The 21,155-nt window shown below is 64.5% G+C and carries 23 protein-coding genes; 16 read left to right on the top strand and 7 right to left on the bottom strand.

Features of this window, described 5'->3' with window-relative positions; all coding sequences use genetic code 11:
• Positions 1 to 22: 22 nt before the first annotated feature.
• Positions 23 to 1,837, bottom strand: a complete 1,815-nt coding sequence (locus BG61_RS04240) for an L-lactate permease (protein ID WP_035935299.1) — start codon at positions 1,835 to 1,837, stop codon at positions 23 to 25.
• 262 nt (positions 1,838 to 2,099) lie between these two features.
• On the opposite strand from BG61_RS04240, the gene BG61_RS04235 reads away from it, so the two are divergent.
• The 3 genes from BG61_RS04235 to BG61_RS04225 all read left to right on the top strand — a co-directional run bounded on the left by BG61_RS04235 (position 2,100) and on the right by BG61_RS04225 (position 4,426).
• Positions 2,100 to 2,288 carry a hypothetical protein gene (locus BG61_RS04235; protein WP_035935297.1) on the top strand — a complete coding sequence of 63 codons (189 nt, stop codon included), beginning with the start codon at positions 2,100 to 2,102 and terminating at the stop codon, positions 2,286 to 2,288.
• A 180-nt stretch (positions 2,289 to 2,468) separates the two neighbouring features.
• Entirely contained in the window at positions 2,469 to 3,263 is a 795-nt protein-coding gene (locus BG61_RS04230) for a DeoR/GlpR family DNA-binding transcription regulator (protein WP_035935295.1), read from the top strand.
• 8 nt (positions 3,264 to 3,271) lie between these two features.
• Positions 3,272 to 4,426 (top strand): MFS transporter, encoded by a 1,155-nt coding sequence (locus BG61_RS04225; protein ID WP_051672266.1) that lies wholly within the window; start codon positions 3,272 to 3,274, stop codon positions 4,424 to 4,426.
• 34 nt (positions 4,427 to 4,460) lie between these two features.
• Here the strand turns inward: BG61_RS04225 and BG61_RS04220 are convergent, their stop codons facing one another.
• Positions 4,461 to 5,099, bottom strand: coding sequence for a ProQ/FinO family protein (locus tag BG61_RS04220; RefSeq protein WP_035935291.1), 639 nt, complete (start codon positions 5,097 to 5,099; stop codon positions 4,461 to 4,463).
• A 352-nt stretch (positions 5,100 to 5,451) separates the two neighbouring features.
• Here BG61_RS04220 and BG61_RS04215 point away from each other — a divergent pair, with 352 nt between their 5' ends.
• The 4 genes from BG61_RS04215 (at position 5,452) to BG61_RS04200 (ending at position 9,058) form a co-directional block, all read left to right on the top strand.
• Entirely contained in the window at positions 5,452 to 6,654 is a 1,203-nt protein-coding gene (locus tag BG61_RS04215; protein ID WP_035935289.1) for a cytochrome P450, read from the top strand.
• Positions 6,655 to 6,905: 251 nt separating this feature from the next.
• Positions 6,906 to 7,232: an HdeA/HdeB family chaperone gene (locus BG61_RS04210; RefSeq protein WP_035935287.1), complete on the top strand. Its 327-nt coding sequence runs from the start codon at positions 6,906 to 6,908 to the stop codon at positions 7,230 to 7,232.
• Between the two features lie 141 nt (positions 7,233 to 7,373).
• Positions 7,374 to 8,000: an MlaC/ttg2D family ABC transporter substrate-binding protein gene (locus BG61_RS04205; protein ID WP_035935284.1), complete on the top strand. Its 627-nt coding sequence runs from the start codon at positions 7,374 to 7,376 to the stop codon at positions 7,998 to 8,000.
• Positions 8,001 to 8,068: 68 nt separating this feature from the next.
• On the top strand, positions 8,069 to 9,058 hold the full coding sequence (locus BG61_RS04200; protein WP_232256321.1) for a transporter: 990 nt from the start codon (positions 8,069 to 8,071) through the stop codon (positions 9,056 to 9,058).
• A 58-nt stretch (positions 9,059 to 9,116) separates the two neighbouring features.
• On the opposite strand, the gene BG61_RS43200 is transcribed toward BG61_RS04200, so the two are convergent.
• Entirely contained in the window at positions 9,117 to 9,500 is a 384-nt protein-coding gene (locus BG61_RS43200; protein ID WP_129572198.1) for a hypothetical protein, read from the bottom strand.
• Between the two features lie 310 nt (positions 9,501 to 9,810).
• Between BG61_RS43200 and BG61_RS04195 the strand changes: the two genes are divergently transcribed.
• Positions 9,811 to 10,488, top strand: a complete 678-nt coding sequence (locus BG61_RS04195) for an H-NS histone family protein (RefSeq protein WP_035935511.1) — start codon at positions 9,811 to 9,813, stop codon at positions 10,486 to 10,488.
• Between the two features lie 160 nt (positions 10,489 to 10,648).
• On the opposite strand, the gene BG61_RS04190 is transcribed toward BG61_RS04195, so the two are convergent.
• Complete coding sequence (locus BG61_RS04190) at positions 10,649 to 11,170, bottom strand: hypothetical protein (RefSeq protein WP_232256320.1); 522 nt, start codon at positions 11,168 to 11,170, stop codon at positions 10,649 to 10,651.
• A 50-nt stretch (positions 11,171 to 11,220) separates the two neighbouring features.
• Here BG61_RS04190 and BG61_RS04185 point away from each other — a divergent pair, with 50 nt between their 5' ends.
• Entirely contained in the window at positions 11,221 to 11,622 is a 402-nt protein-coding gene (locus BG61_RS04185; protein ID WP_035935281.1) for an FKBP-type peptidyl-prolyl cis-trans isomerase, read from the top strand.
• Positions 11,623 to 11,882: 260 nt separating this feature from the next.
• On the opposite strand, the gene BG61_RS04180 is transcribed toward BG61_RS04185, so the two are convergent.
• Positions 11,883 to 12,260, bottom strand: coding sequence for a hypothetical protein (locus BG61_RS04180; RefSeq protein WP_035935278.1), 378 nt, complete (start codon positions 12,258 to 12,260; stop codon positions 11,883 to 11,885).
• Between the two features lie 230 nt (positions 12,261 to 12,490).
• Here BG61_RS04180 and BG61_RS45215 point away from each other — a divergent pair, with 230 nt between their 5' ends.
• The 5 genes from BG61_RS45215 (at position 12,491) to BG61_RS04160 (ending at position 16,721) form a co-directional block, all read left to right on the top strand.
• Positions 12,491 to 12,799, top strand: a complete 309-nt coding sequence (locus tag BG61_RS45215; RefSeq protein WP_075584112.1) for a CppA family protein — start codon at positions 12,491 to 12,493, stop codon at positions 12,797 to 12,799.
• A 240-nt stretch (positions 12,800 to 13,039) separates the two neighbouring features.
• On the top strand, positions 13,040 to 14,614 hold the full coding sequence (locus tag BG61_RS04175) for a class I adenylate-forming enzyme family protein (protein WP_081867971.1): 1,575 nt from the start codon (positions 13,040 to 13,042) through the stop codon (positions 14,612 to 14,614).
• A gap of 140 nt (positions 14,615 to 14,754) precedes the next feature.
• Positions 14,755 to 15,792, top strand: coding sequence for a LysR family transcriptional regulator (locus tag BG61_RS04170; RefSeq protein ID WP_051672252.1), 1,038 nt, complete (start codon positions 14,755 to 14,757; stop codon positions 15,790 to 15,792).
• A 28-nt stretch (positions 15,793 to 15,820) separates the two neighbouring features.
• Positions 15,821 to 16,045 (top strand): DUF2798 domain-containing protein, encoded by a 225-nt coding sequence (locus tag BG61_RS04165; RefSeq protein WP_035935268.1) that lies wholly within the window; start codon positions 15,821 to 15,823, stop codon positions 16,043 to 16,045.
• Between the two features lie 157 nt (positions 16,046 to 16,202).
• Entirely contained in the window at positions 16,203 to 16,721 is a 519-nt protein-coding gene (locus tag BG61_RS04160) for a MarR family winged helix-turn-helix transcriptional regulator (RefSeq protein ID WP_051672251.1), read from the top strand.
• An 83-nt stretch (positions 16,722 to 16,804) separates the two neighbouring features.
• Here BG61_RS04160 and BG61_RS04155 read toward each other — a convergent pair whose 3' ends face one another.
• Complete coding sequence (locus tag BG61_RS04155; RefSeq protein WP_035935266.1) at positions 16,805 to 17,230, bottom strand: ester cyclase; 426 nt, start codon at positions 17,228 to 17,230, stop codon at positions 16,805 to 16,807.
• Positions 17,231 to 17,396: 166 nt separating this feature from the next.
• On the opposite strand from BG61_RS04155, the gene BG61_RS04150 reads away from it, so the two are divergent.
• Both BG61_RS04150 and BG61_RS04145 read left to right on the top strand, forming a co-directional pair.
• Positions 17,397 to 18,299, top strand: a complete 903-nt coding sequence (locus tag BG61_RS04150; protein WP_035935263.1) for a LysR family transcriptional regulator — start codon at positions 17,397 to 17,399, stop codon at positions 18,297 to 18,299.
• A 3-nt stretch (positions 18,300 to 18,302) separates the two neighbouring features.
• Positions 18,303 to 19,496: an MFS transporter gene (locus BG61_RS04145; protein WP_035935261.1), complete on the top strand. Its 1,194-nt coding sequence runs from the start codon at positions 18,303 to 18,305 to the stop codon at positions 19,494 to 19,496.
• Positions 19,497 to 19,552: 56 nt separating this feature from the next.
• On the opposite strand, the gene BG61_RS04140 is transcribed toward BG61_RS04145, so the two are convergent.
• Complete coding sequence (locus BG61_RS04140) at positions 19,553 to 21,007, bottom strand: NAD-dependent succinate-semialdehyde dehydrogenase (protein WP_035935259.1); 1,455 nt, start codon at positions 21,005 to 21,007, stop codon at positions 19,553 to 19,555.
• Between the last annotated feature and the right edge of the window lie 148 nt (positions 21,008 to 21,155).

Genomic DNA, 21,155 nt, shown 5'->3' with positions numbered 1-21,155 from the left:
CTGTCCGGGGTTTCGAGCGTGCTCAGTTGCCGGCAGGCGGTATCGGAATCATCCACGGGAACACGTAGGCCTGCAACATCGCGATCACGCCGATCACCGCGGCGCCCGCAAGCGAATGCCAGAAGACCGTCCGGAAGATCGGTCCCATGGCGAACGACCGCTCCTTCGGATCGTCGTAGCAGGCCGCGCACGCCACCATGATGGATTGCGCGTCGATCATCTTGCCCATCACGCCGCCGGTCGAATTGGTCGCGACGATCAGGATCGGATTCAGATTGAGCTGCTGCGCGGTGATGCGCTGCAGGCTGCCGAAGAGCGCGTTCGACGCCGTATCGGAGCCGGTCAGGAATACGCCGAGCCAGCCCAGGTAGGCCGCGAAGAACGGGTAAAAGAAGCCGGCGCCGGTGAACGCGATGCCGAGCACGGCATCCGTGCCCGAATAGCGCGTCAGGAACCCGAGACCCAGCACCTGAGCGATGACCAGCACCGGAATCTTCATCCGCTGCATGGTCTGCGTGAAGGCCTCCTTCCATTGCCGCGCGCTCAGCCTGAGCACGAGGCCGGACAGGATCGCCGCCGCGAAAACGCCCGTGCCCGCAGCCGACAGCCAGTTGATCATGAAGCGTGCGGCCTCCGGTTTCGCATTGACGGCCGCCACCGGCGGCATGCGCTGAACGAGGTTGTGCAGCGCCGGCATGTCCCAGACGGGCAGCGAGAGCGTCCCGCTGAACTTGGAGCCGAGCAGCGTCGTGCTGAACGACACCCCGGCGAACAGACCGTTGAGGAACTTCTTGAATTCCGGCACGCCCCACAGCGCGCAGCAGGCGATCAGGATCACCCACGGCATCCATGCATAGGCGGTCTGTCCGGCGGTGTAGCCGTATTTCCACTCGCTCCTGTCCGTCGTCGCCGTGGCCGTGTCCTTGCCCGCCTGCGCGAGCGCCTCACGCTCCGAACGAAGCAGGAAGCGCGTCTTCGGATGCCAGACGAAGCGCAGGAAAAGCGCCGTGCAGACCACGGAGAAGACGCCCGACACCACGTCGGTCATCAGATGCAGCGCGTGCGTCCCGGAAGCGAAGAACTGCATCAACGCGAACGATGCGCCCGCACACAGCATCGCGGGCCAGACCTCGAAGACCTCCTTCCATGTGCCGCCTTCCATCTTCACGAACGTCGCGACGAGCCAGAACGGCACGAGCAGCGAGACGATCGGCAACTGATGGCCCGCCATCGCGGAGAGCGTGACCTGATCGAGTCCGCTCACGGCCGCGAGCGTGACGATCGGCGTGCCGATTGCGCCCCACGCAACGGGCGCCGTGTTCGCGAGCAGGTTCAGCACGGCGGACTGGAATGGCTTGAAGCCGAGGCCCACCATCACGGCGCCCGCGATCGCGACCGGCGTTCCGAATCCCGATGTGCCCTCGATGATCGCCCCGAACGAAAACGCGATCAGCACGCATTGCAGCCGCCGGTCGAACGAGATGTGGACGATCGACTCCTTCACGATCTCGAACCTGCCGGTGACGACGCTCATCGTGTAAAGGAACATCGCGCCGAGCACGATCCAGATGATCCCCAGAAATCCGGACAGCGAACCGAGCGCGAATGCCGAGATGGCCGACGCGACAGGCATCCTGAAGACGAGGCACGAGACGATGAACGCGGCGATCACGCCGAAGAAAGCCGCATAGGGCGCCGAGATGCCGAGATGCACGTTGCCATGCGTGTCGCGATGCCGGTGCAGCGCGATGAAGTAGAGGAGCGTGAGGATCGGGACGGCGGCAACCAGGGTGGAAAGGAACACATTGCCCAACGGATTATAGGTCTGCTGATACATGGTTTTTCCTTTTCGGTGTCAGGATCAGAGACTGCAACTGCATGGATTCTGCTTCGTCTGACCTTCCTGTCCGGGTGGATCGCGCGGCGGCTTGGCAGCACCGGTTCGTCGCCATCGAACGGTGAAAGCACGGCCGTGCCCGGACCATTGAGGTATAGAGGGGGCGGCCGTCGATTTCAAGTTTTGCGGCCAGTGCTGCTCGCTTGCCGCGACCCGCGATGTGGCTCAAGATGAACCGGACTCACGACATGCAGGCTGACCCATGGCAGACAAGCCCGATCCCGACAAGCTCACAGGTCCCGGCGGCCTGACGATGCGCGAGATCCACGAACAGGTGCGAAAGAGCGTCGAGCGCGACCGGGAAGCGCAGGCGGCACGCGAGCCCTCCCCGCCAAAAAGCCGGTGGCAGCGCTGGGTGCGCTATGTGTGGGGTCGCAGCGGCCGTCGCTGACGCGAGGTCGATCTCTGCAATCAGACACGCTCCGCGCGATCGATCAGGCCGCTCCCACCCCCCGGTCATTGACGCTCCCACGCCCGAACGCCGTTCCCCAAAAGCTGACTTGCACCTTCCGATCGTTTACGATACTTTATGCTCGTTTATGAACGATTATCCAGCGAGCAAAAACGAGCCATGCAACGAACGCGACAGGATGCGATGGACGGGCTTCTGCCCGAGGAACGCGAACGGCTGATTCTCGAGCGGCTGCGCACGCACGGCCGCGTGCTGGCGTCTGAGCTGGCGGCCCAGTTCGATACGTCCGAGCACACCATCCGCCGGCACTTGCGCGAGCTGGCGAGCGCGGGGCACTGCAAGCGCGTCTACGGCGGCGCCGTGCTCGTGTCGCCCGCCGGGACGCCCGCCTCGACGCGCATGCGCGAAGCGATCGACCGCAAGGCGCGCCTTGCGCGCGCCGCGGCGTCGATCGTGCGGCCGTCGCAGGTCGTGCTGCTCGACGCCGGCTCGACCAACGCCGCGATCGCAGAGGCGCTGCCGGACAACGCCGATCTGACGGTCGTCACGAACTCGCCCGAAGCGTGCGTCCGGCTGCTCGACCGGCCGGGATTCGACGTCATCCTCATTGGCGGGCGCGTCGGCGCTCGCGTGGCCGGCTCGGTCGGCGCAACCGCGTTGCTGCAAATCCAGCAGATCAGGGCCGACCTGTGCTTCCTCGGCGCCTGCGCGTTCGATCCCGCGGAAGGAGTCGCCGCCTTCGACGCCGACGACGCCGAACTCAAGCGGGCGATGGTGCGGGCAAGCGGCCAGGTCGCCATCGCGATGACCTCCGAGAAGCTGATGACCGCGGCGCCGTTCGTGGTCGCGCAGGCGGCGGCGGTGGACTGCCTGATCATCGAAGCCGGACTGCCCGCCGACCGGCTGGCGCAACTCGAAGCGGCGTGCGGCTCCGTCATGGTCGTGCCGTCATGAAGCCGCTCATGAAGCCCCTCAAGGAACGTATTGCGACCCTCGCGGTGTTTCTCGCCAACGGCTTCGGGATCGGCGCCTGGGCCGTCGAGGTGCCGCGGATCAAGGAGAGCCTGTCGCTCAGCGATACCGCGCTCGGCATCGCGCTGTTCGCGTTCGCGCTCGGCGCCATCATCGCGATGCCGCTGGCCGGACGGCTCGCGCCCCGCTTCGGAAGCGGCCGGACCACCGCGCTGCTCGGGGCGGCGTTCGCCATTGCGCTGCCGCTGCCCGCGTTCGTGCCGGATCTGTTCTCGCTATGCCTCGTGCTGCTCGCGCTCGGGGCGGCGAACGGCGCGCTCGACGTATCGATGAACGGGCATGCGAGCACCATCGAAGCGAAATGGCACTCGCCGATCATGTCCTCGTTTCATGCCGCCTGGAGCGCGGGCGGCCTGCTCGGCGCGGCAACCGGCGCGATGATCCAGAAATGGGGCGGCGGCGTCGCGGCGGGGCTCGTGCTGCCCGATGTCTTCATCGGCGCAATCGTGCTTGCAGCCGCCCTCCTCGCGTTGCGGGACCTCGGCGCGCGCCACAGCGAGCCCGCCGGCGGCCTCGCGCTGCCGGGCGCGGGCGTGATGAAGCTCGCCGCGCTCGCGTTCCTGTGCATGATGGTCGAAGGCGCGGTGGCCGACTGGAGCGCCGTCTTCCTGCGCTCGGCCTTGAACGGAGAAGCGAGCGCGGCCGCGCTCGGCTACTCGGCGTTTGCGTTTTCGATGGCGGCGTGCCGAATCGTCGGCGACGTGTCGGTCCGGCGGTTCGGTCCGAGCACGGTGGTGGCACTGGGCGGGCTGGTCGCGGCGATCGGGCTCGCGCTGGTGCTCGGCTTTCCGAGCGTTCTGACGGCGTGCGCGGGATTCGCTCTCGTCGGCGTCGGCCTCGCGAACATCGTTCCCGTCATTTTCAGCGCGGCCGGCCGCTCGACGGTGACGCCGGCGGTCGGTGTATCGATGGCGGCGACGGCAGGCTATGCGGGCTTTCTGGTCGGCCCGCCATTGATCGGACTTGGCGCGGGTTTCATCGGCTTGCGCCTTGCGTTGTTCGTGCTGGTCGCGGCGGCGGTGATCGTGTGTCTCGTCGGCGGGAAGGCCGTGCGCAGTCCCGGACTCGCAACGGCGGCCGACTAACTGGCGCGCCGCGCACGCCCTTCGCACCGGGCCGCTATTCCTGTGCCGTCGCGGCCGCGGGTGTGGCCGCGGGTGTGGCCGTGGCTGCGGGTGCAGCTGGTGTGGCCGGGGCCGCCGGTTTGGCCGTGGCCACCGGTGCAACCGGTGCCGCCGGTGCAACCGGTGCCGCCGGTGCAGCCGTGGCCGCCGGTGTCTTCGCAACGGCTTGTGCCTTCGACCCCGACCTCGCGGCGCGCTTCTTCTCCAGATGCCGCGCGCGGGCCGCGTCGACGGACGACACGCGCCCCGCCTCGTCACCCGCCAGGTTCACGCGGACAGCGTCTTCGACCAGGCTCGTCCAGTAGCGGCTGCCCCGGCACCAGGTCTTGATCGCTTCGCGCAGTTCCGCTTCGCTGAGCGCGAGTTCCGGCGCAACGGCCATCAGGTCCTCGAAGATACCGACCTTGAGCGGCACCTTGGGCGACGGATTCTTCGGAAACGCGTGCGGGAAACGCTTCTGCAGCTTGCCGATCGTATGCACGACCGGGTCCACTGGCTCTGCCTTGACCGGTCGCGCGGGCCGGGGGGCGGGCCGTGCGGGCCGAGGTGCGCGCGGCGGCTTGCTCTTCGCCTTGGCTTCCTCCGCCTGTTTGGCGAGTTGCTCTTTCAGTCCAGCCAGTTGTTCGAAACCCATGACGCGATACCCGTTAACAAGAGCGTCGATTTTAACAGCCATGAATCGACAACGTCTTCGCGCGCCGACTTTGGTCCGCGCATGGAGCGAATCACACCGGAATCCATTGACAAACCGCCCGCACGAAGGATCGGCCCGCGCGGCGCGTATGCGCAAACGTCGGCCGGTCGTCGTTCACCTGTAACGCCTGAGCGGCGGCATTCATTCCTGCCACATCGCCAAAATGCCGAAATACCGGATGGCGGAAATACCAAATCGCGGGAATACCGAAAGACGGAATAAGCGCCGCCTGCCCGCTGTTTCCATGAGCGTAGCCGATGAATCTCCTCTACACGACACATGAGGCCAGCGCATGAAACTCAGCGATCTCTCGTCGCCCGCATTTATCGCCAATCCCTATCCGATGTATGAGGAACTCCGCGCGGCCGGTCCGTTCGTGCAGATGGGACCCCGGACGATGCTCACCGGACGCTACGCCGTAACGGAAGCCATGTTGCTCGACCGGCGGCTGGGCAAGGACTTCAACAAGAGCATTCGCGCCCGCTACGGCGAGGCCGCAACGAACGAGCGCTCGTTTCAGGCGATGGCGCGCACGTTCCTGATGCTCAATCCACCCTCGCACACGCGCCTGCGCGACCCGCTCACGCAAGCGTTCAACGCGCGGCAGATCGAAAAGCTTCGCGACCTCTCGGTCGACTCCGCGCACCGTCTGATCGATGCGTTCCCTTCCGGCGGGAACATCGATCTGATCCGCGATTTCGCCGCGCCGTTGCCGGTCAGGATCATCTGCGGTCTCCTCGACATTCCCCTCGAAAACGCGGACATGCTCCGCCGGGCGACCGGCCCGCTCACGAGCACCCTCGATATCGCGCCGCTCGACGCCGATCGCCTGCACGCCGCAAAGGAAGCCACGCGCGTCCTTCAGGACTATTTTTCGGCAATGGTGAACGAGCGCCGCGCGAACCCGGGCGACGACCTGATTTCGAAACTGGCTACGCTCAGCGACGAAAGCGAACCCCTGACGAACGACGAAATAGTGTCCAACGTCATCCTGCTCTTCGCGGCCGGCCACGAGACCACGTCGAACATGATCGGCAACGCGCTTGTTTCGCTGCACCGCAATCCCGCGCAACTGGAGAAACTGAAAAACAATCCGTCGCTGATGCCCAAGGCCGTCGCAGAATGCATCCGCTATGACGGCTCGGTGCAGATGGTGACCCGGGTCGTCTCGGAGGACGTGGAAATCGCGGGTGTGAAGCTTGCCCGCGATACCGCGCTTTTTGCATCGATCGGTGCGGCCAACCGGGACCCGGCGCGTTTCGATGATCCCGACACGCTCGACATCGAGCGGGACGACCACGGCCGCCTGCTGTCGTTCGGCGGCGGCATCCACTATTGCCTCGGCGCCCGGCTCGCGCTGCTCGAACTCGAAACGTCGCTTGCCGCGCTGTTCGAGCGTGCGCCGAACCTGCGGCTCAGAAATCTCGACGATCTGCACTGGAACAACCGCAGCAGCATTCGCGGCGTGCAATCGCTCGTGGCATCGCGCGAGTAATGCCGCTCGGGCGGCATGTCCGTCTTGTACTGCGTCGCGTACAGGCTCGTTGCCGATGCCCGCGATGCGCGAATCGGGGCTGCGCGCACCGCTTCGATTCCTTATGACGATTCCACGATTGCGGATCTTCCGAGGGCCGGCACAAGCCGCGCGCATATTGGACCAAGGTCCAATTGTTCTTTGCGGTTGCCGTGGCAATACTCCTCGGGGTGGTCGACGCACGCTCAGCATCCATCCCCAAGGAGAGCAACATGAGACGCACCCTTATCGGCACCCTCATCGCGGGCCTTAGCCTCGCGCTGCCCGCCTGGGCGCAAACGTCCGCGCCGATGAAGCCATCGAAAATGACCTGCGAGGATTTCGTCGCGGTCGCATCGGAATACCAGCCGACGCTCGTCTACTGGGCAGCCGGCGTCGACAAGCTCGGAGTCAAGGAAACCGATACCATGGTGGTCGATACCGCGCAGCCGATCGGCGTCATCGTGGGCGAGTGCAAGAAGACGCCCAAGACCTTGTTCAAGACCAAGGTTCATGACTTGTCGAAGAGCGGCCAGATCAAACTTTTCGAGCATCACTGAAGCCGGATGCAACCAGCGCGCGGGTGTCCGGCCGAGCACCGCCGGGCTCCCGGGCATCCCGCGCGCTGCTCGTCTGGCCGGGATCAACCGGCGAGCGGTCGATGCGCAACGCCCTGATCCGCCATTCTTCCGGCAGGTGACATGCTAAGCAATCTGTTAAGACTTTGGGTTTTCGCACTATTGGTGGGCTTTGTCGAAGGGGCAGCGGGTCAGTCGCAAGACATGAGCACGCCGGACGGCATGGTCAGGACGGTCACGCAGGACGTGCTCGACCGGATCAAGGGCGACAAGGAAATTCAGTCCGGCAATCTGGTCCGCATCACCGAGCTCGTCAACGAGAAGATTCTTCCGTATATCGATTTCAATCGCACGACGCGCCTCGTCATGGGCCGGTACTGGAATTCGGCGACGCCAAAGCAGCGAGAGGAGATCACCGCGCAATTCAAGCTGCTTCTGATACGCACGTATTCGGGCGCGCTCGCGCAAGTGCGCGATCAGGAGGTCACCTATCAGCCGTTCCGCGCATCGCCCGCCGATACGGACGTCGTCGTACGCTCGACGATCATCAACAACGGATCGCCGGTGGAACTCGACTATCGCCTGTACAAGACGCCGCAGGGGTGGCGCGTCTACGACATCAACATACTCGGCGCGTGGCTCGTTCAAGTGTACAAGCAGCAATTTGCTGATCTGATCGCGCAGCAAGGAATCGACGGTCTGCTCACGTTCCTGACCCAGCGAAATCAGCAGCTTGCCAACGGAGGGTAGCCAGGCGCCGCGATCGCCGGCGCAGGCGCGCTCCCGCCGCACGATGCATACGATCGGGGGTCTAGGCCATGGCAATAGCGGCAGCGTCGATCGGCCCGAAGCCCGCCGACCGGCTCCGCTCCTTGCCGAAGCGCGGCCCGGCAGCGCACGCCATCGTGCGCGTGCGGCGCTGCGGCGCCGGCATGCTGCTTGTCGCGGCCGCATCGGCGGGCGCGCAGGAAATGGAACCGCGTGCCTATTCGGCCGTTCCCATCGGTACGAATTTCATCGTGGCAGGCTATGCCCGCTCCAGCGGGCAGGTGCTGCTCGACCCGTCGCTGCCGATTACTGATCTCGAAGCGAAGATCAACGTCTATTCGCTAGGCTATTCGCACAGCTTCGGCATAGCGGGACACACGGCCAGCCTCGCGATGCTGGCGCCTTTTGCGGAAGCCAACCTGACGGGGAACGTCGAGGGGACGCCCGGGAGCGCCCACCGCGCAGGACTCGGCGACCTGCGGTTCAGGTTTGCCGTGATGCTTCTGGGCGGCCCGGCGCTCACACCCGACCAATTCTCCCGGTACGACCAGGGCACGACCCTCGGGGCCAGTTTGAGCGTAGTGGCGCCCACCGGCCAGTACGTGCCGACCCGGCTCATCAATGTGGGCGCGAACCGCTGGTCGTTCAAACCCGAAATTGGGTTGTCACAGCCGCTCGGCAACTGGTTTTTCGAAGGCGCCGCGGGCGTATGGTTCTTCACCGACAACGACAACTTCTTCGGCGGCCGGCAGCGCAGCCAGAGCCCGCTGCCCGTGTTGCAGGGACACGCGGGCTATAGCTGGAAGCCCGGGCTCTGGCTCGCCGGGGACGTGACCTACTACACGGGCGGCAGGACGAGCGTCAATGGCGTGGAGGGCCAGGACCTGCAGCGCACGGTCCGCTACGGCGTCACGCTATCCGTTCCGCTCGCCACGCAATGGTCCGCGAAGTTCGCCTGGTCGACCGGACTCACGACGCGAGTCGGCGGAAACTTTCAGACGTTTTCGGTCGCGCTGCAATACCGATGGTTCAATCACTAAGCCGCTTCGATGTGCGCAATGACACCGGTTGATTGTGCAGAGCGCTTGCGCGCGCCGCTTACGGCCTGCGATGCACCCAGTCCCGCATCGGATGCGTGTCCAGCCAACGGAGTTGCCGATTCCTGCGATGTTCGCGTCTGTAATGCTCGACCACCAGTATTGCAGCAAGAACAAGCACAACCAGACCCAGCAGCGCGATCGTCATTGACTCAGCCATGACAGACTCCTTGGGTGCATTTCGATGATCGTTACATTGTAGGCCATGCGCTCGGCGAAGTCGCCGCATTTGCGAAATGCCGGAATGAAGGGCGTTGTTCGAAGTAACCGGTTCACGAAAAGCCACGCGAAGGCCGTCAAAGAGGCGTTTTTTGCGATTCAGGTTGCCATGCAGCATTTTTAGATCGGCGCACCTGCTTGAGCAAAACGACTGCGCGAGGGACATGCCAAGCGCGTACGTTGCCGGACATAAAGATCGATAGAGCATAAACGTGCGGCGAGAAGCGTGGATCGATTCTCTAAATGCATTTCCAGTTCTTTGCGATCAGGCAAGGCTCGCCGTGTTAAAGCATTCAGATGCGAAGGGCCGGAAATCAATGCAACTCTTATCCGCGCTTTAAACCGGTTTTGTCGAGGCTTGTCTTCAGGTTCAAGCAAGCTTTAAGCAACGGAATGTAGTGGCCTGCAATGGCTAAAGCTTCGCGCATGCCGCAAATGATGGCATAGTGCGAACAAATCCCTTTATGGAGGACGAAATGGCCACGCTTGAACAAATCCAACGCAAGTTGAAGCAACTTCAGGCGCAAGCCGATGCACTCATTGCAAAACGCATGCAAGGCGCCATCGCTGACATTCGTAAGCTGATGGACGACCATGGCCTGACCATTGCCGATATCGACGCTCATTTTGCTTCCGGCAAGCGCCGCGGCCGCAGGGCAAGCGCGCTGTCTTCAGGCACCCGCAAGAGCGGTGTCAGATCGAAGGCCTCGGCGAAAGGCAAACTGCCGCCCAAGTATCGCGATCCCGTAACGGGCGCGACATGGAGCGGGCACGCGCGGCCGCCGGCATGGATCAAGGACGCCAAGGACCGCAGCAAATTCCTGATTGCGCCCGCGGGGAACGCCAGCGCGGATGATGCAGGCAAGGCCAAAGGCGCAAAAGGGAAGTCCGCGGCCGTCAAGACGAAAGCAACCGCCAAGCGTGCCATCGCCGTCAAGACGCGGGCGAAAAAAGTAGCGTCGAAGAAATCAGCCGCCAGAAAGGTATCGACTGCAAAGCCCCCCCTTGCGAGCAAGGGCGTCGCCGCGAAAAAGAGTCGCGGCCCGGCCGCAAAGAAAGCGGTGGCCAAAAAGGCGGCCGCGAGCAAGAAGGCGGTTGCAAGCACGAGCGAATCCAGTTCGCCGGTGAACGGGTTCGCCGAAGCTACGGCTTAACCATTCAAGGCATCACACTCCGCTAAAGCGCTAAAGTGCTAAAGGGCACTCGACGAAGCACTCCGCATGCTTGAGCGTGACCCTGGTCGAGTTCCCGGCGCAACGAACATTCGTCTCGCGCATGCGATGAATATGGACGGCTTTGCCCGCAAGCCGTCGTTCAGGACGTCGATCCTGGCTGAGGCCAGGGCCATCCCCTCTTTTCGTCGGACGCACCCCATTCGACGGACGTCGCAGCTTGCGCCAACGCCTTCTCCCGGTTCGCGTCCGGTTCGGCGGAGGCACGCTCGCCTTTCACTTTGGGCAGATCGGCCGCAAACCATTTCACCTGCTTGCGAAGCTCGGCTGCATAGGTATTCCAGCCACGCGCGTTGTCTTCGAACAGATGGCGCTGAACCGCCACGGCCAGCGCGCGCTGGTCCAGCCTTTCTTCGAGCAACGCCGCCGGCCACGAGCAGAACGCGCTCGCGACCTGCCCCGCGAACTCGGCCGCGGTCATCGTGGGCGTGAAACTTTGCAGGAACGCGAACTGCTGCAGCGTCGCTTCATCTCTGGCCAACTGGGCGATAGATGCATTGGGGCGCCCGAAACCGGTCACGCGGCTTGCCGCTTCGAGCACGTCTCCAAGATGAAGCAGGAGTGCGCGTCTGTCAAAACGATCATCCACAAAAGCCTCCTTCATTGGTTTCTGCCAGCCGATATAATGGCCCACCTTACGACAAGGAGATATGAGTGAAATCCGTTACCGCTTTGCTCGTTGCCTTAGCCACCGCGTCGAGCGCATTCGCAGCCTCGCCGGCGACCGAAAAGCTGCCCTCGGGCGTCATCGTGGAGCACGTCACGCCGGGCTCGGGTCCGCAGCCCACGGCAAGCGACGTCGTGCGTGTCAACTACCGGGGCACGCTTGCGAATGGCACCGAGTTCGACAGTTCGGACAAGCACGGCGGTCCGGCCACGTTTCCTCTTGGCCGCGTGATCCCCTGCTGGACGCAGGGGGTGCAGAAGATGAAAGTCGGCGAGAAAGCCAAGCTCACCTGTCCGGCCGCAACCGCTTACGGCGAACGGGGTGTGGGCACGATTCCGCCCAACAGCGACCTGACATTCGAAGTCGAGCTTCTGGGCATCGGCAAGTAGCCGTCGTTCCCGTTTGCCCTTCCAGACGGAACAAGTATCTGAAATGCCCGGCCGGAATGACGCTCAGTGCTCGTTTCGAAAACCGGCCCTGCGGTCCGGATGCGACGCCCAGGGGCTTCGCCAGTCGAAGGGCGCATCCTTTGATATCTCCCGCCTCGCGTCGCGAACGACGCAGCCGCTCGAATCAGGCGGCAAGGCGGGTATCAAGTGCAGGTAGCGTGATCGCGGATCACGACGCAGAGCCGAGGCCCGGCCCCTCCTCAGACCGCGGCGGACCCCAGGTCAGCCGCGCCGGCCGATTTCACCGCGGGCGCCCGCCACACGGCTCGCAAGCCGAAGGCTAACCGCAGCAGCGAGGGTTTCGCCACCGTCACCGGCTCGGAAGCTGACGCGGCCGCAAGCGATGCCGCGACTTGCGCAGTCGCGCACGCCTGCGCGGACGCGCAACGGTCATTCAGCAGCGCACGCATCTTCCCGTCGTCGATCAATGCGCGCGCCTCGATCCAGCCGTGCTCGAAACGGAGTGCGTAATCGATGTCGGTGAAGTCGTGGTAACGGCCGCTGTCGGCGAGTGCGATGGCGGAAGTGATCACACGCTGCAGTGCCCATGTTTCCAGCTGGTTGGTGTCCGTCGACACGCGCGCCTCGCTCGCGAATGAGGTGCTCGATCATAGCGCGCAATCCCGCGTGGGCTCGTCGCCTCGGTGCAACACGCGCCAAAAATCCAGACGAACCGTGAGTTCGCGACCGGATGTCCTCTCTCTACACATTCAGACTCGCGTCGACGCTACACACGGCGTGTCTTGAATCGCCTTAATTACTGTATATATTCACAGTACTGTTTTTATGCACAGTATGGAGGTCCGGAATGGAACACCTGGTACGTGTGTACAACGAACGTGATCGGGCCACGCTCGCCTGGTTGCGGCGGCAGGTCGGCGACGCGGAACTGACGGCGGCGGCATGCGCCTGCACCGGTGCCTCCAAGCCATATCTCTCCAGAGTCTGCCGGCGGCTGGGTGTCACGCCGCCCCCCTTTGCAGCGTCGGCCGGTTTCGCACCGACCGCCGTCGGCGAGGACTCACTTGCCGCGATTCGCCTGTTGCTGGCTGAGAGAACCGGGGCGCCCCGCCCGGGGCGCACATCGGCAGCGCCAAGAGTCGATGGCCGGGTGTAACTAGCCGATGCAGCAGGCGCGGCAACAGCGCTCATTGCCCGAATATCGGGTGATACCGGAACCGGCACCTCGAATGCGCCAGGTCTCGTCCTGCCGCGGGCGTGTGGTTTCTGCATACGTTTGACAAAGTCCGCATAATCGACCGGGCGATGCCTCCGCTCGTCGCCCGGTCTCCAAGCGCACTCCCCCGCGCTGGCTTTCTTTAGCTCCCGTGCAGGCGCCCGCAAGGGATGCCAAGCCATGATCGATTTACCCTCTTCCCATCAGCCCATCACGTCCAGGGGCAACCCGAGCCTCGTCGAATGCATGCTCGCCAATGCCATGGCGCACCCGGAGGTTCTGGCCGCCGTCCAGGGCGAGCACACCTGGACTTTCGGCCGTTTCGCATCCGACGTGCGGCGTCTGAGCGCGGGCATGCTCGCTCAGGGCATCCGGCCGGGCGATCGAATCGTCCTGCAACTCGGCAATTGCGTCCCGGCGCTGCTCGCCTGCTATGCGGGCCTGGCGATCGGCGCGATCGTCGTGCCGCTCGATCCCGCCTTCAAGATCGCGGAAATGAAACGGTTGCTCGACGTTCTGCAGCCCTCTTTGTACCTGGCCGCACCGGAACTCGACCGGCTGCTCGAAGACAGCATTCCGTCCTTTCTGCCTGCCGGCAGGCGCTTCACGGTGGAAGCCGCGCACAAGGACGGCCGCTCCGGGACATGGCAGACGCTGCTCGCGAACGACGATCCGGACGTCTTCTCCTTCACGCACGATCCCGACGCCCACGCCATCCTGATCGCGACATCCGGCGCCACCGGCGATCCGAAGCTCGTCACGCATACGCAAAAGACCCTGCTGCATACGGTCGAACTCGCGATTGCCTTCGGATGGAACCGCAATGTGAAGGCCGTGTGTCATGCGCCGCTTTATCGGCCGCTCGGCGCGTATGCGCTTGTCATGTGCATGTCGCTCGGCGTGCCGTGCATCTTGGCGGAGTGCAGCCAGTTCGAGCCCGGCCCGGTGCTCGATGCGATCGAGCGCCATCGCTGCACCCGGGTGGCGGCGCCGCCGCTCGAGATTGCGAAGTTGATCAGGGCACAGCGCGAGGCGCCCCGCAAGGTCGATTGCCTGTCTTCGTGCATGGTCTTCGGCGATTCGGCGGCGCCCGAGTTGTTCGACGACTTCGAGCGCGTGTTCGGCACGCCGCTGCACAACCTCGTCGCAATGAGCGAGGCGATCGGCTGTCTCTATCTCGGCACGAATAACCGGTCCGTGCGCGCCGTGCCGGGTCTCGCGAAACTCGTCGACGAACATGGCGCGCCGACGCCCGAGGGCGATGCCGGCGAGCTGGTCGTTCGTGGCGAGAACCTGTTCAAGGGCTACTGGAAGAGCCCGGGTGTCGTCGACGATCCGAAGCGTGACGGCTGGTACCACACCGGCGACATGATGCGGCAGACCGAGGACGGGGAATGGTCTTACGAAATACGCAGGTCGGACGTGATCGTGCGGGCCGGCCAGCGCCTTTCGCCGGTCGAGATCGCCCGCGTGCTGATGACGCATCCTGCCGTGGCCGATGCCGCCGTCGCGGGCGTGACCGACCCGTTCCTGGGCCAGCGTGTCGTGGGCTTCATCGAACTCGTCGATCCGTCACGACCCTGCGATACCAACGACATCCTCGGTCACGCCGCCCATCAGCTCGCTGACTACAAGGTGCCCGAAGTGCTCGCTGTCGTCGACATGATTCCCCGCAACGGCGTGGGAAAGGTGAGCCGCCGCGTGCTGGCCGCGATGGCTGCTCAATTCGAAATTCGTGTCGGCGATCTGGAGTAGACAGCCTCGACCGCGACCCTAGAACCGGGACCCGGCCAGCCGCACCGAACACCACGGACGCCCAGTGTTTGACACACGTGTCAAACACTGGGAGAATACGGCGTATTCCGTCGCAGGCGGAACATGCAGGGGAATCGACTATGGTTGACATGATTCATAACATGCGGGCATTCGTGCGCGTCGTGGAGGCCGGTACGTTCACGGCCGTTGCAAAGGAGAGCGACTTGACGACGGCGCAGGTGTCGCGTGCGGTTTCGATGCTCGAAAATGAGCTTCAGGCCGTCCTCATCCGGCGCTCGACGCGGCACCTGTCCGTCACCGACGCAGGCGCGAAGTATTACGAGCGCGCCAAGTCGATCCTCGCTGATCTGGACAACGCGAAGGCGGAAGCACGCAATGTCACCGCGCACGCCGAGGGGCACCTGCGCGTGCACTCTTCTCCCGGACTCGCGCAAAGCCTCGTGACGGATGCTCTGGTCGCATACCAGGCCGCTCACCCGGACGTGTCGGTCGAACTCGTGATCGAGCACAGCATGCCGAATCTGGTCGAGGGCGGTTTCGACATTTCGTTGCTCGGCGCGTCGCAATTGCCCGATTCCGGCTATATCACGCAGACGCTCGGGTCGAATCACGCGGTGCTCGCCGCATCGCCTGCGTACCTGAAACAGCATGGCATTCCGAAGGACCCGGCCGATCTCGCCGCCCATTCGCTGCTGCGCCTCGAGAGCCCGGTCTCTCCGTCCGACGAATGGCATCTGGAAAGCGCCACCGGCGCGTTCGTCGTTCCCGTGACAGCGTATCCGTTCCAGACCAATTCCCCCGACGCGATGCGCCATGCGCTGCGCGCCGGCGCGGGCATCGGCATGCTCGCCGCCTACAGCGCCATCGACGATCTGCGCAATGGAACGCTCGTGCGGGTCTTGCCAGAACTGCGGCTGCGGCCTTTCAACGTGTATGCCGTCTACGTGTCGCGCCGATATCTCGATGCGAAGACCCGCACGCTGATCGAGCATCTGCGCGCGACGATCTCGCCTGCGCTTGCCAGGGTGCAACGTGATGTCGAATTGCTCACGGGCCCTTCTGCCGCACGGATCGCGAAGGGCCGTTCCGGGAAGGCCGTCGATGTGCAGCATCTCGTGCCCGATGGCGTGAGCACCGTCTTTGCGGCCGCCCACTAAGACATCGCGCGACACCCGGAACAGCACCATGTGGAAGATACCGAAACGATTCGGCCACTTCGTCTTCAGTGTCATCCAGTCGGGGATCACCTGCGCGATTGCGGCCGCCGTCGCAAGCACGCCCTTCTACGCGGACGGCACGTTCGCGACGCACTGGCTGCGTGCCTATCTGTACTCGTGGACCATCATGCTCCCCGTGGTGCTGAGCGCGGCGCCGCTCATTCGCAAGGTGGTCGCGGTGATCACGCGCTGAAAGCAGCTTGACCGTCGGGGAAGGTGCACGGACGTCCGCGAGCGTTCGCCCGATTGCCTGGCGACGCGGAATAAATCGCGATTTCAGCTGTTGTATCCCTATAGCGGGAACGGTCTGTGCCGCCCCGCTTCCCTGAAATTGCCAGCGTTCACTATCGATGAGAGACAAGAACGAGCCGCCGCGCGAAAACGGCGACACGATGATCGCCGAAAATCTCGGCCATCTGCTGAACCACGCCCGCACCAACACGTGGAATCTGATCAATCAGCGCACGCGCGATGAACTCGACGTAAGCGGCACGGAAGCCAGCATCATCTCCATGCTGGCGCGCGACTGCGAACTCGTCGCGGTCGACCTCGCGCGTGAATACGGCATCGACGCGAGCGCGGTGACGCGGATCGTCGACCGCATGGAAAAGCGTGGTCTGGTGGTGCGCGTGCGCAGCAAGGAAGACCGCCGCGTCGTCAAGCTCGCACTGACCGCAGTGGGTACGGGCATCGCTGAAAGAATTCCGGCAATCTTTGCGCGCGTCCAGGACGACCTGCTCGCCGGCATGACCTCAGAGGAAACGGGCTTCCTGCTCAGCATCCTTGGCCGGGTGCTGAGAAATGGCCGTCACGTGCAGGAACACGCGGACAAGGCGTCGTCCAGGGTGGCGAACCGGCTCGTGGTGTGAGCGGGCCGCAGGGAACCCGCCCCCTTTCGGCCTGCCCGCTCGTCTGCCTGCTTGCCGAAAGACACGGCACCCACCGTCCTCCGTCAAACGGTGCTCATCTTCTCCGTCAACGCGCGTTGAACTTCCAGCGCGTTGCGCTCGACCCAGTTGTGCTGCAACAAGCCGTCTTCACGCACGTGCAGCACAGCCGTGCCGAACATCTCGATCGGCGTATGGCACGGCTCGAAGCCCATGAATCCGTTGTTCCTGCCGGTGACACGCCAGCGCGACACCACACGGTCGCCCGTCTCGTTCTGGAAAGTCTCGATTACGTCGAACCTGAAATCGTCGATGCTCGACAGAAACGCCGCCACCCATTTCTTGAACTCCGCGCGCGAGCTGATCTCGACCCCGCCCGATGTGATTCCGAAATCCTCCGCGACCAGACGGTCCGCTGCATCCGGGTTGCGCGCCTGCCACACCTCGCGCCAGAAGTTTTCGACGATTTCTACTGAACTGCGCCTTGCCATGTTTCAAGCTCCCTGCGCATCGACGATGCGCAATTATCCGATGTCACACCGGCTCCAGCCCACACTCATCCATTGAGATCCTGTCCGGTCAGTCCATTATTGGAACTTGTCAGCCAGAAGACAAACGAATAATATTGCTGACACCTAGTCGTCAATCTAATTGAACATGAGCGCGTCGGACCTGGATCTGGATTTGCTGCGCGCCTTCGTCGCGGTGGCCGAGACCGGCAGCTTCACGGCCGCGGCGGACGTGATCGGGCGCTCGCAATCGGCTGTCAGTCAGAAGATCCTGCGTCTCGAAGACACGCTGCAACTGCGCGTATTCGAGCGCACGAGCCGTTCACTGACCCTGACGGCGGATGGCGAGCGGCTGCTTTCGTCCGGCCGGCGCCTGCTCTCGCAGTACGAGGCATTCATGCACGAACTGCGTGACCCGCCGCAAGTGACGACCCTGCGGCTCGGCATCTCCGAGAATCTCGTACACACTCAGCTGCCTCAGTTGCTCTCGCGCTTCAGCCATGCCTATCCGGACGTGCAACTCGAACTGATGACCGGATCGAGCGAGGAGCTTCTCGACAGCCACGAAGCAGGGCTTCTAGACATCGTCATCGCGAAGCGAAAGAAGGCAGGGTCGGCTCAACGCGGCCGCGTGATATGGCGCGAACCGCTCGTATGGATCGCGGCGTCGAACTACCGCAACGACAGCCGCCGCCCCGCGCGTCTCGTGATGATGCGTCCGCCTTGCGGCTATCGCGAAGTCATGACCGAAGCGCTCGATTCGATTCGCCGCGAGTGGGTCACGGCCTGCACCGCGAGCAACCTGATCGGCGTGCAGGCCGCGGTGGCGGGCGGGCTCGGCGTCACCGTGCTCGGCAAGTCGTTCGTGCAGAACAGCATGAAGATCCTGCCGGCGTCGGAGCAATGGCCCGCGCTGCCCGCCACCGAAGTCGCGGTGATCGCCGAGGCCGCGGCGATGCAGCATGCCGTGCAGCCGCTCGTCTCGCTGCTTTCAGACGCGCTGATGGCGAGCGCGAGCCCGACGCTCGACGACATCGCCCAGGGGCTCTGAGCCATGAACCGGTCGATCTACTGGATCATGGCGCTCGCGGCCGGCCTCGTCGTTGCGAACAACTACTACAACCAGCCTTTGCTGGTCGACTTCGCCCGGACCTTTCACGCGACGGAGCGGCAAACCGGCGCCGTGTCGGTGGCGGCGCAGCTCGGCTACGCGCTTGGCCTGCTGCTTTTCGTTCCGCTCGGCGACAAGCTCGAGCGCCGCGCGCTGATCGGCACGCTGCTCGGCATCGCCGCCGTATCGCTTGGCGCCACGGCCCTTTCGCTCTCGCTGCCGTGGCTCATCGCGGCGAGCTTCGTGACGGGTCTCGTGAGCGTCGCGCCGCAGCTTCTCACACCCTTCGCCGCGCACCTCGCGGGGCCCAACCGGCGCGGCAAGGCGGTCGGCATCGTGATGTTCGGCCTGCTGTGCGGCATCCTGGTCTCGCGCACGGTTTCAGGCACGGTCGCCGCGCATTTCGGCTGGCGCTCCGTCTACTGGATCGCGGCAGCCGCGATGATCCTGGTCGCCGCGATGCTGTGGCGCGCGCTGCCCGTCGCCGAGCCCACGTTCGACGGCTCGTACCGCGCGCTGATGCGCTCGCTCTGGACCTTGCTGCGCGACGAGCCGCTCGTGCGGCAGACCTCGGGCATCGCCGCGCTCCAGTTCGCGGCGTTCAGCGCTTTCTGGACCACGCTCGCGTTTCATCTGCACAGCTTCGACGCGCACTACGGCTCGGAAGTGGCGGGCATGTTCGGGCTCGTGGGCGTGGTCGGCGCCGGCGCGTCGACGATGGCGGGCAAGTGGACCGATGCGGGCAACCCTCGCCTCGTCGTGCTCGTGAGCAGTCTCGTCTTCGTGGCGGCCTATACGGTGTTCGCGTTCGCCGGATCGACGATCGCGGGGCTCGTCGTCGGCGTGATCCTGCTCGATCTCGGCATGCAGACCGGACACGTCTCCAACCTCGCCCGCAACATGAGCGTGCGGGCCGGCGCGATGAGCCGCACCAACACGCTCTACATGACCATCCGTTTCGGGGGCGGCGCGCTCGGCTCCGCTGTCGGCAACTACGCCTGGAGCCTGTGGCGCTGGCCCGGTGTCTGCGGGGTCGGGCTCATGTTCGCCGTCGCGTCGCTTGCGCTGCAGGCCTGCCCCGAAGGGGCGGGAAAAGCGCGAATGGGCCGCGAGCGGGCCGAACCCGCAGACGAATAAGCGAGGCGAACCGGCAACACGAGCAAGCGGCCGCACGGCGCATGCGGCGCCACGCATCAGTTCATGTTGCCGAAGCACACGTACTTCGTTTCCAGGTATTCCTCCACGCCATAGTGCGAGCCTTCCTTGCCGATGCCCGATTCCTTGATGCCGCCGAACGGCGCAACCTCGTTGAACACCAGGCTCTCATTCACGCCCACCACGCCGCACTCCAGCGCCTCCATCACGCGAAACGAGCGGTTCAGGTCGGCGGTGTAGAAGTAGGCGGCAAGTCCCGTGCGGGTCTGGTTGGCGAGGGCGAGCGCCTCGTCCTCGTCCCTGAACCGCAGCACGCTCGCGACCGGGCCGAGGATCTCGTCGCCGCAGATCGCCATGCCGGGGTCGACATGCGTCAGCACGGTCGGCTGAAAGAAGTTCGGTCCGGCCGAATGGCGCTTGCCGCCGATCGCCACTTGCGCGCCGGCCTCCACCGCCTGCGCGACGAGCGATTCGATGCGGGCCACCGCGGCGCCGTCGATGAGCGGGCCCACCTGCGTGTCGTCGAGCATGCCGTTGCCCGTCTTCAGCGCTCTGACCTTCTCGACGAGCCCGCGCACGAACTCGCCGTATCGCTTCTCGTGAACGAAGAAACGGTTGGCGCACATCGCGGCCTGGCCGGTGTGCCGGAAACGCGCCGCGAGCGCGCCTTTCACCGCGAGATCGAGATCGGCGTCGTCGAAGACGATGAATGGCGAATTCGCCCCGAGCTCGAGCGACACCTTCTTCACGGTTCCCGCACACTGCGCCATCAGCTTCTTGCCGGCGTCGATCGCGCCCGTGAACGACACCTTCTTCACGATGGGGCTGTCGAGCATCGTTCGGGTGATCGTTTCGTCGTCGCCCGTGAGCACCGACAACACGCCGCGCGGCAAGCCCGCGTTCTCCGCGAGCACGCACAGCGCGAGCGCCGAAAACGGCGTCTTCGAGGACGGCTTCAGCACGACCGTGCAGCCGGCGGCGAGCGCCGCGCCGATCCTGCGCGCGACCATCGACGAAGGAAACGTCCATGACGTGATCGCCGCGCACACGCCGATGGGCTGCCTGATGACGTGAATCCGCTGGCTGCGCCGGGGCGCGGGGATATTGTCGCCGTAGGCACGCCGCGCCTCTTCGGAAAACCACTCGAGATAGTTCGCCGCCTGGGCAATCTCGGCGCGCGCCTCGTGGATCGGCTTGCCCTGCTCGGCGCTGAGAATGACGGACAGATCCTCGCGGTGCGTATTGACGAGTTGCGCCCACTCCCGCATCACGCAGGCGCGTTCGCGGCCGCTCCACTCGCGCCAGTCGCGCAGGGCCGTTGCGGCATGATCGATCGCCTCGACGACCTGTCCCTCGTTCAGCCGCGGCACGCAGCCGACCGGCTTTTCGTCGGCGGGATTCACGATCGTGTCGCATGCCTCCGACGCCGCTTCCACCCATGTTCCGCCGACATAGGCGGACTGCTCGAACAAATTGCTGCACCGTAATTGCATCGCCCTTGCTCCGTGCTCGTTGGCGGGACCTGCTTCGGATTGCCTGCGGCTTATGCTAAACCAACGAAGCCCGGATTTGCGATGAAAGCGGCGATCCGTCGGGTGCTGCCAGAATCCTGACGCATGGGGACAACCGGTGCCCTTTGCG

Origin of the sequence: Caballeronia glathei, from assembly GCF_000698595.1 — a bacterium.
GTDB classification, from domain to species: Bacteria; Pseudomonadota; Gammaproteobacteria; order Burkholderiales; family Burkholderiaceae; genus Caballeronia; species Caballeronia glathei.
Note: the sequence above shows the minus strand (reverse complement) of the source record. Positions and strands in the feature narration are given on the sequence as shown.

What these genes read in the sequence shown, in the direction of transcription:
- BG61_RS04195 (WP_035935511.1), top strand. Translation starts at nt 9,811, where the DNA reads ATGGCCACGCTTGAACAAATCCAACGCAAGTTGAAGCAACTTCAGGCG.
- BG61_RS04155 (WP_035935266.1), bottom strand. Translation starts at nt 17,230, where the DNA reads ATGGCAAGGCGCAGTTCAGTAGAAATCGTCGAAAACTTCTGGCGCGAG.
- BG61_RS43200 (WP_129572198.1), bottom strand. Translation starts at nt 9,500, where the DNA reads ATGTCCCTCGCGCAGTCGTTTTGCTCAAGCAGGTGCGCCGATCTAAAA.
- BG61_RS04150 (WP_035935263.1), top strand. Translation starts at nt 17,397, where the DNA reads ATGAGCGCGTCGGACCTGGATCTGGATTTGCTGCGCGCCTTCGTCGCG.
- BG61_RS04215 (WP_035935289.1), top strand. Translation starts at nt 5,452, where the DNA reads ATGAAACTCAGCGATCTCTCGTCGCCCGCATTTATCGCCAATCCCTAT.
- BG61_RS04170 (WP_051672252.1), top strand. Translation starts at nt 14,755, where the DNA reads ATGGTTGACATGATTCATAACATGCGGGCATTCGTGCGCGTCGTGGAG.
- BG61_RS04220 (WP_035935291.1), bottom strand. Translation starts at nt 5,099, where the DNA reads ATGGGTTTCGAACAACTGGCTGGACTGAAAGAGCAACTCGCCAAACAG.
- BG61_RS45215 (WP_075584112.1), top strand. Translation starts at nt 12,491, where the DNA reads ATGGAACACCTGGTACGTGTGTACAACGAACGTGATCGGGCCACGCTC.
- BG61_RS04240 (WP_035935299.1), bottom strand. Translation starts at nt 1,837, where the DNA reads ATGTATCAGCAGACCTATAATCCGTTGGGCAATGTGTTCCTTTCCACC.
- BG61_RS04230 (WP_035935295.1), top strand. Translation starts at nt 2,469, where the DNA reads ATGCAACGAACGCGACAGGATGCGATGGACGGGCTTCTGCCCGAGGAA.
- BG61_RS04165 (WP_035935268.1), top strand. Translation starts at nt 15,821, where the DNA reads ATGTGGAAGATACCGAAACGATTCGGCCACTTCGTCTTCAGTGTCATC.
- BG61_RS04190 (WP_232256320.1), bottom strand. Translation starts at nt 11,170, where the DNA reads ATGAAGGAGGCTTTTGTGGATGATCGTTTTGACAGACGCGCACTCCTG.
- BG61_RS04225 (WP_051672266.1), top strand. Translation starts at nt 3,272, where the DNA reads ATGAAGCCCCTCAAGGAACGTATTGCGACCCTCGCGGTGTTTCTCGCC.
- BG61_RS04140 (WP_035935259.1), bottom strand. Translation starts at nt 21,007, where the DNA reads ATGCAATTACGGTGCAGCAATTTGTTCGAGCAGTCCGCCTATGTCGGC.
- BG61_RS04145 (WP_035935261.1), top strand. Translation starts at nt 18,303, where the DNA reads ATGAACCGGTCGATCTACTGGATCATGGCGCTCGCGGCCGGCCTCGTC.
- BG61_RS04200 (WP_232256321.1), top strand. Translation starts at nt 8,069, where the DNA reads ATGGCAATAGCGGCAGCGTCGATCGGCCCGAAGCCCGCCGACCGGCTC.
- BG61_RS04210 (WP_035935287.1), top strand. Translation starts at nt 6,906, where the DNA reads ATGAGACGCACCCTTATCGGCACCCTCATCGCGGGCCTTAGCCTCGCG.
- BG61_RS04205 (WP_035935284.1), top strand. Translation starts at nt 7,374, where the DNA reads ATGCTAAGCAATCTGTTAAGACTTTGGGTTTTCGCACTATTGGTGGGC.
- BG61_RS04175 (WP_081867971.1), top strand. Translation starts at nt 13,040, where the DNA reads ATGATCGATTTACCCTCTTCCCATCAGCCCATCACGTCCAGGGGCAAC.
- BG61_RS04160 (WP_051672251.1), top strand. Translation starts at nt 16,203, where the DNA reads ATGAGAGACAAGAACGAGCCGCCGCGCGAAAACGGCGACACGATGATC.
- BG61_RS04235 (WP_035935297.1), top strand. Translation starts at nt 2,100, where the DNA reads ATGGCAGACAAGCCCGATCCCGACAAGCTCACAGGTCCCGGCGGCCTG.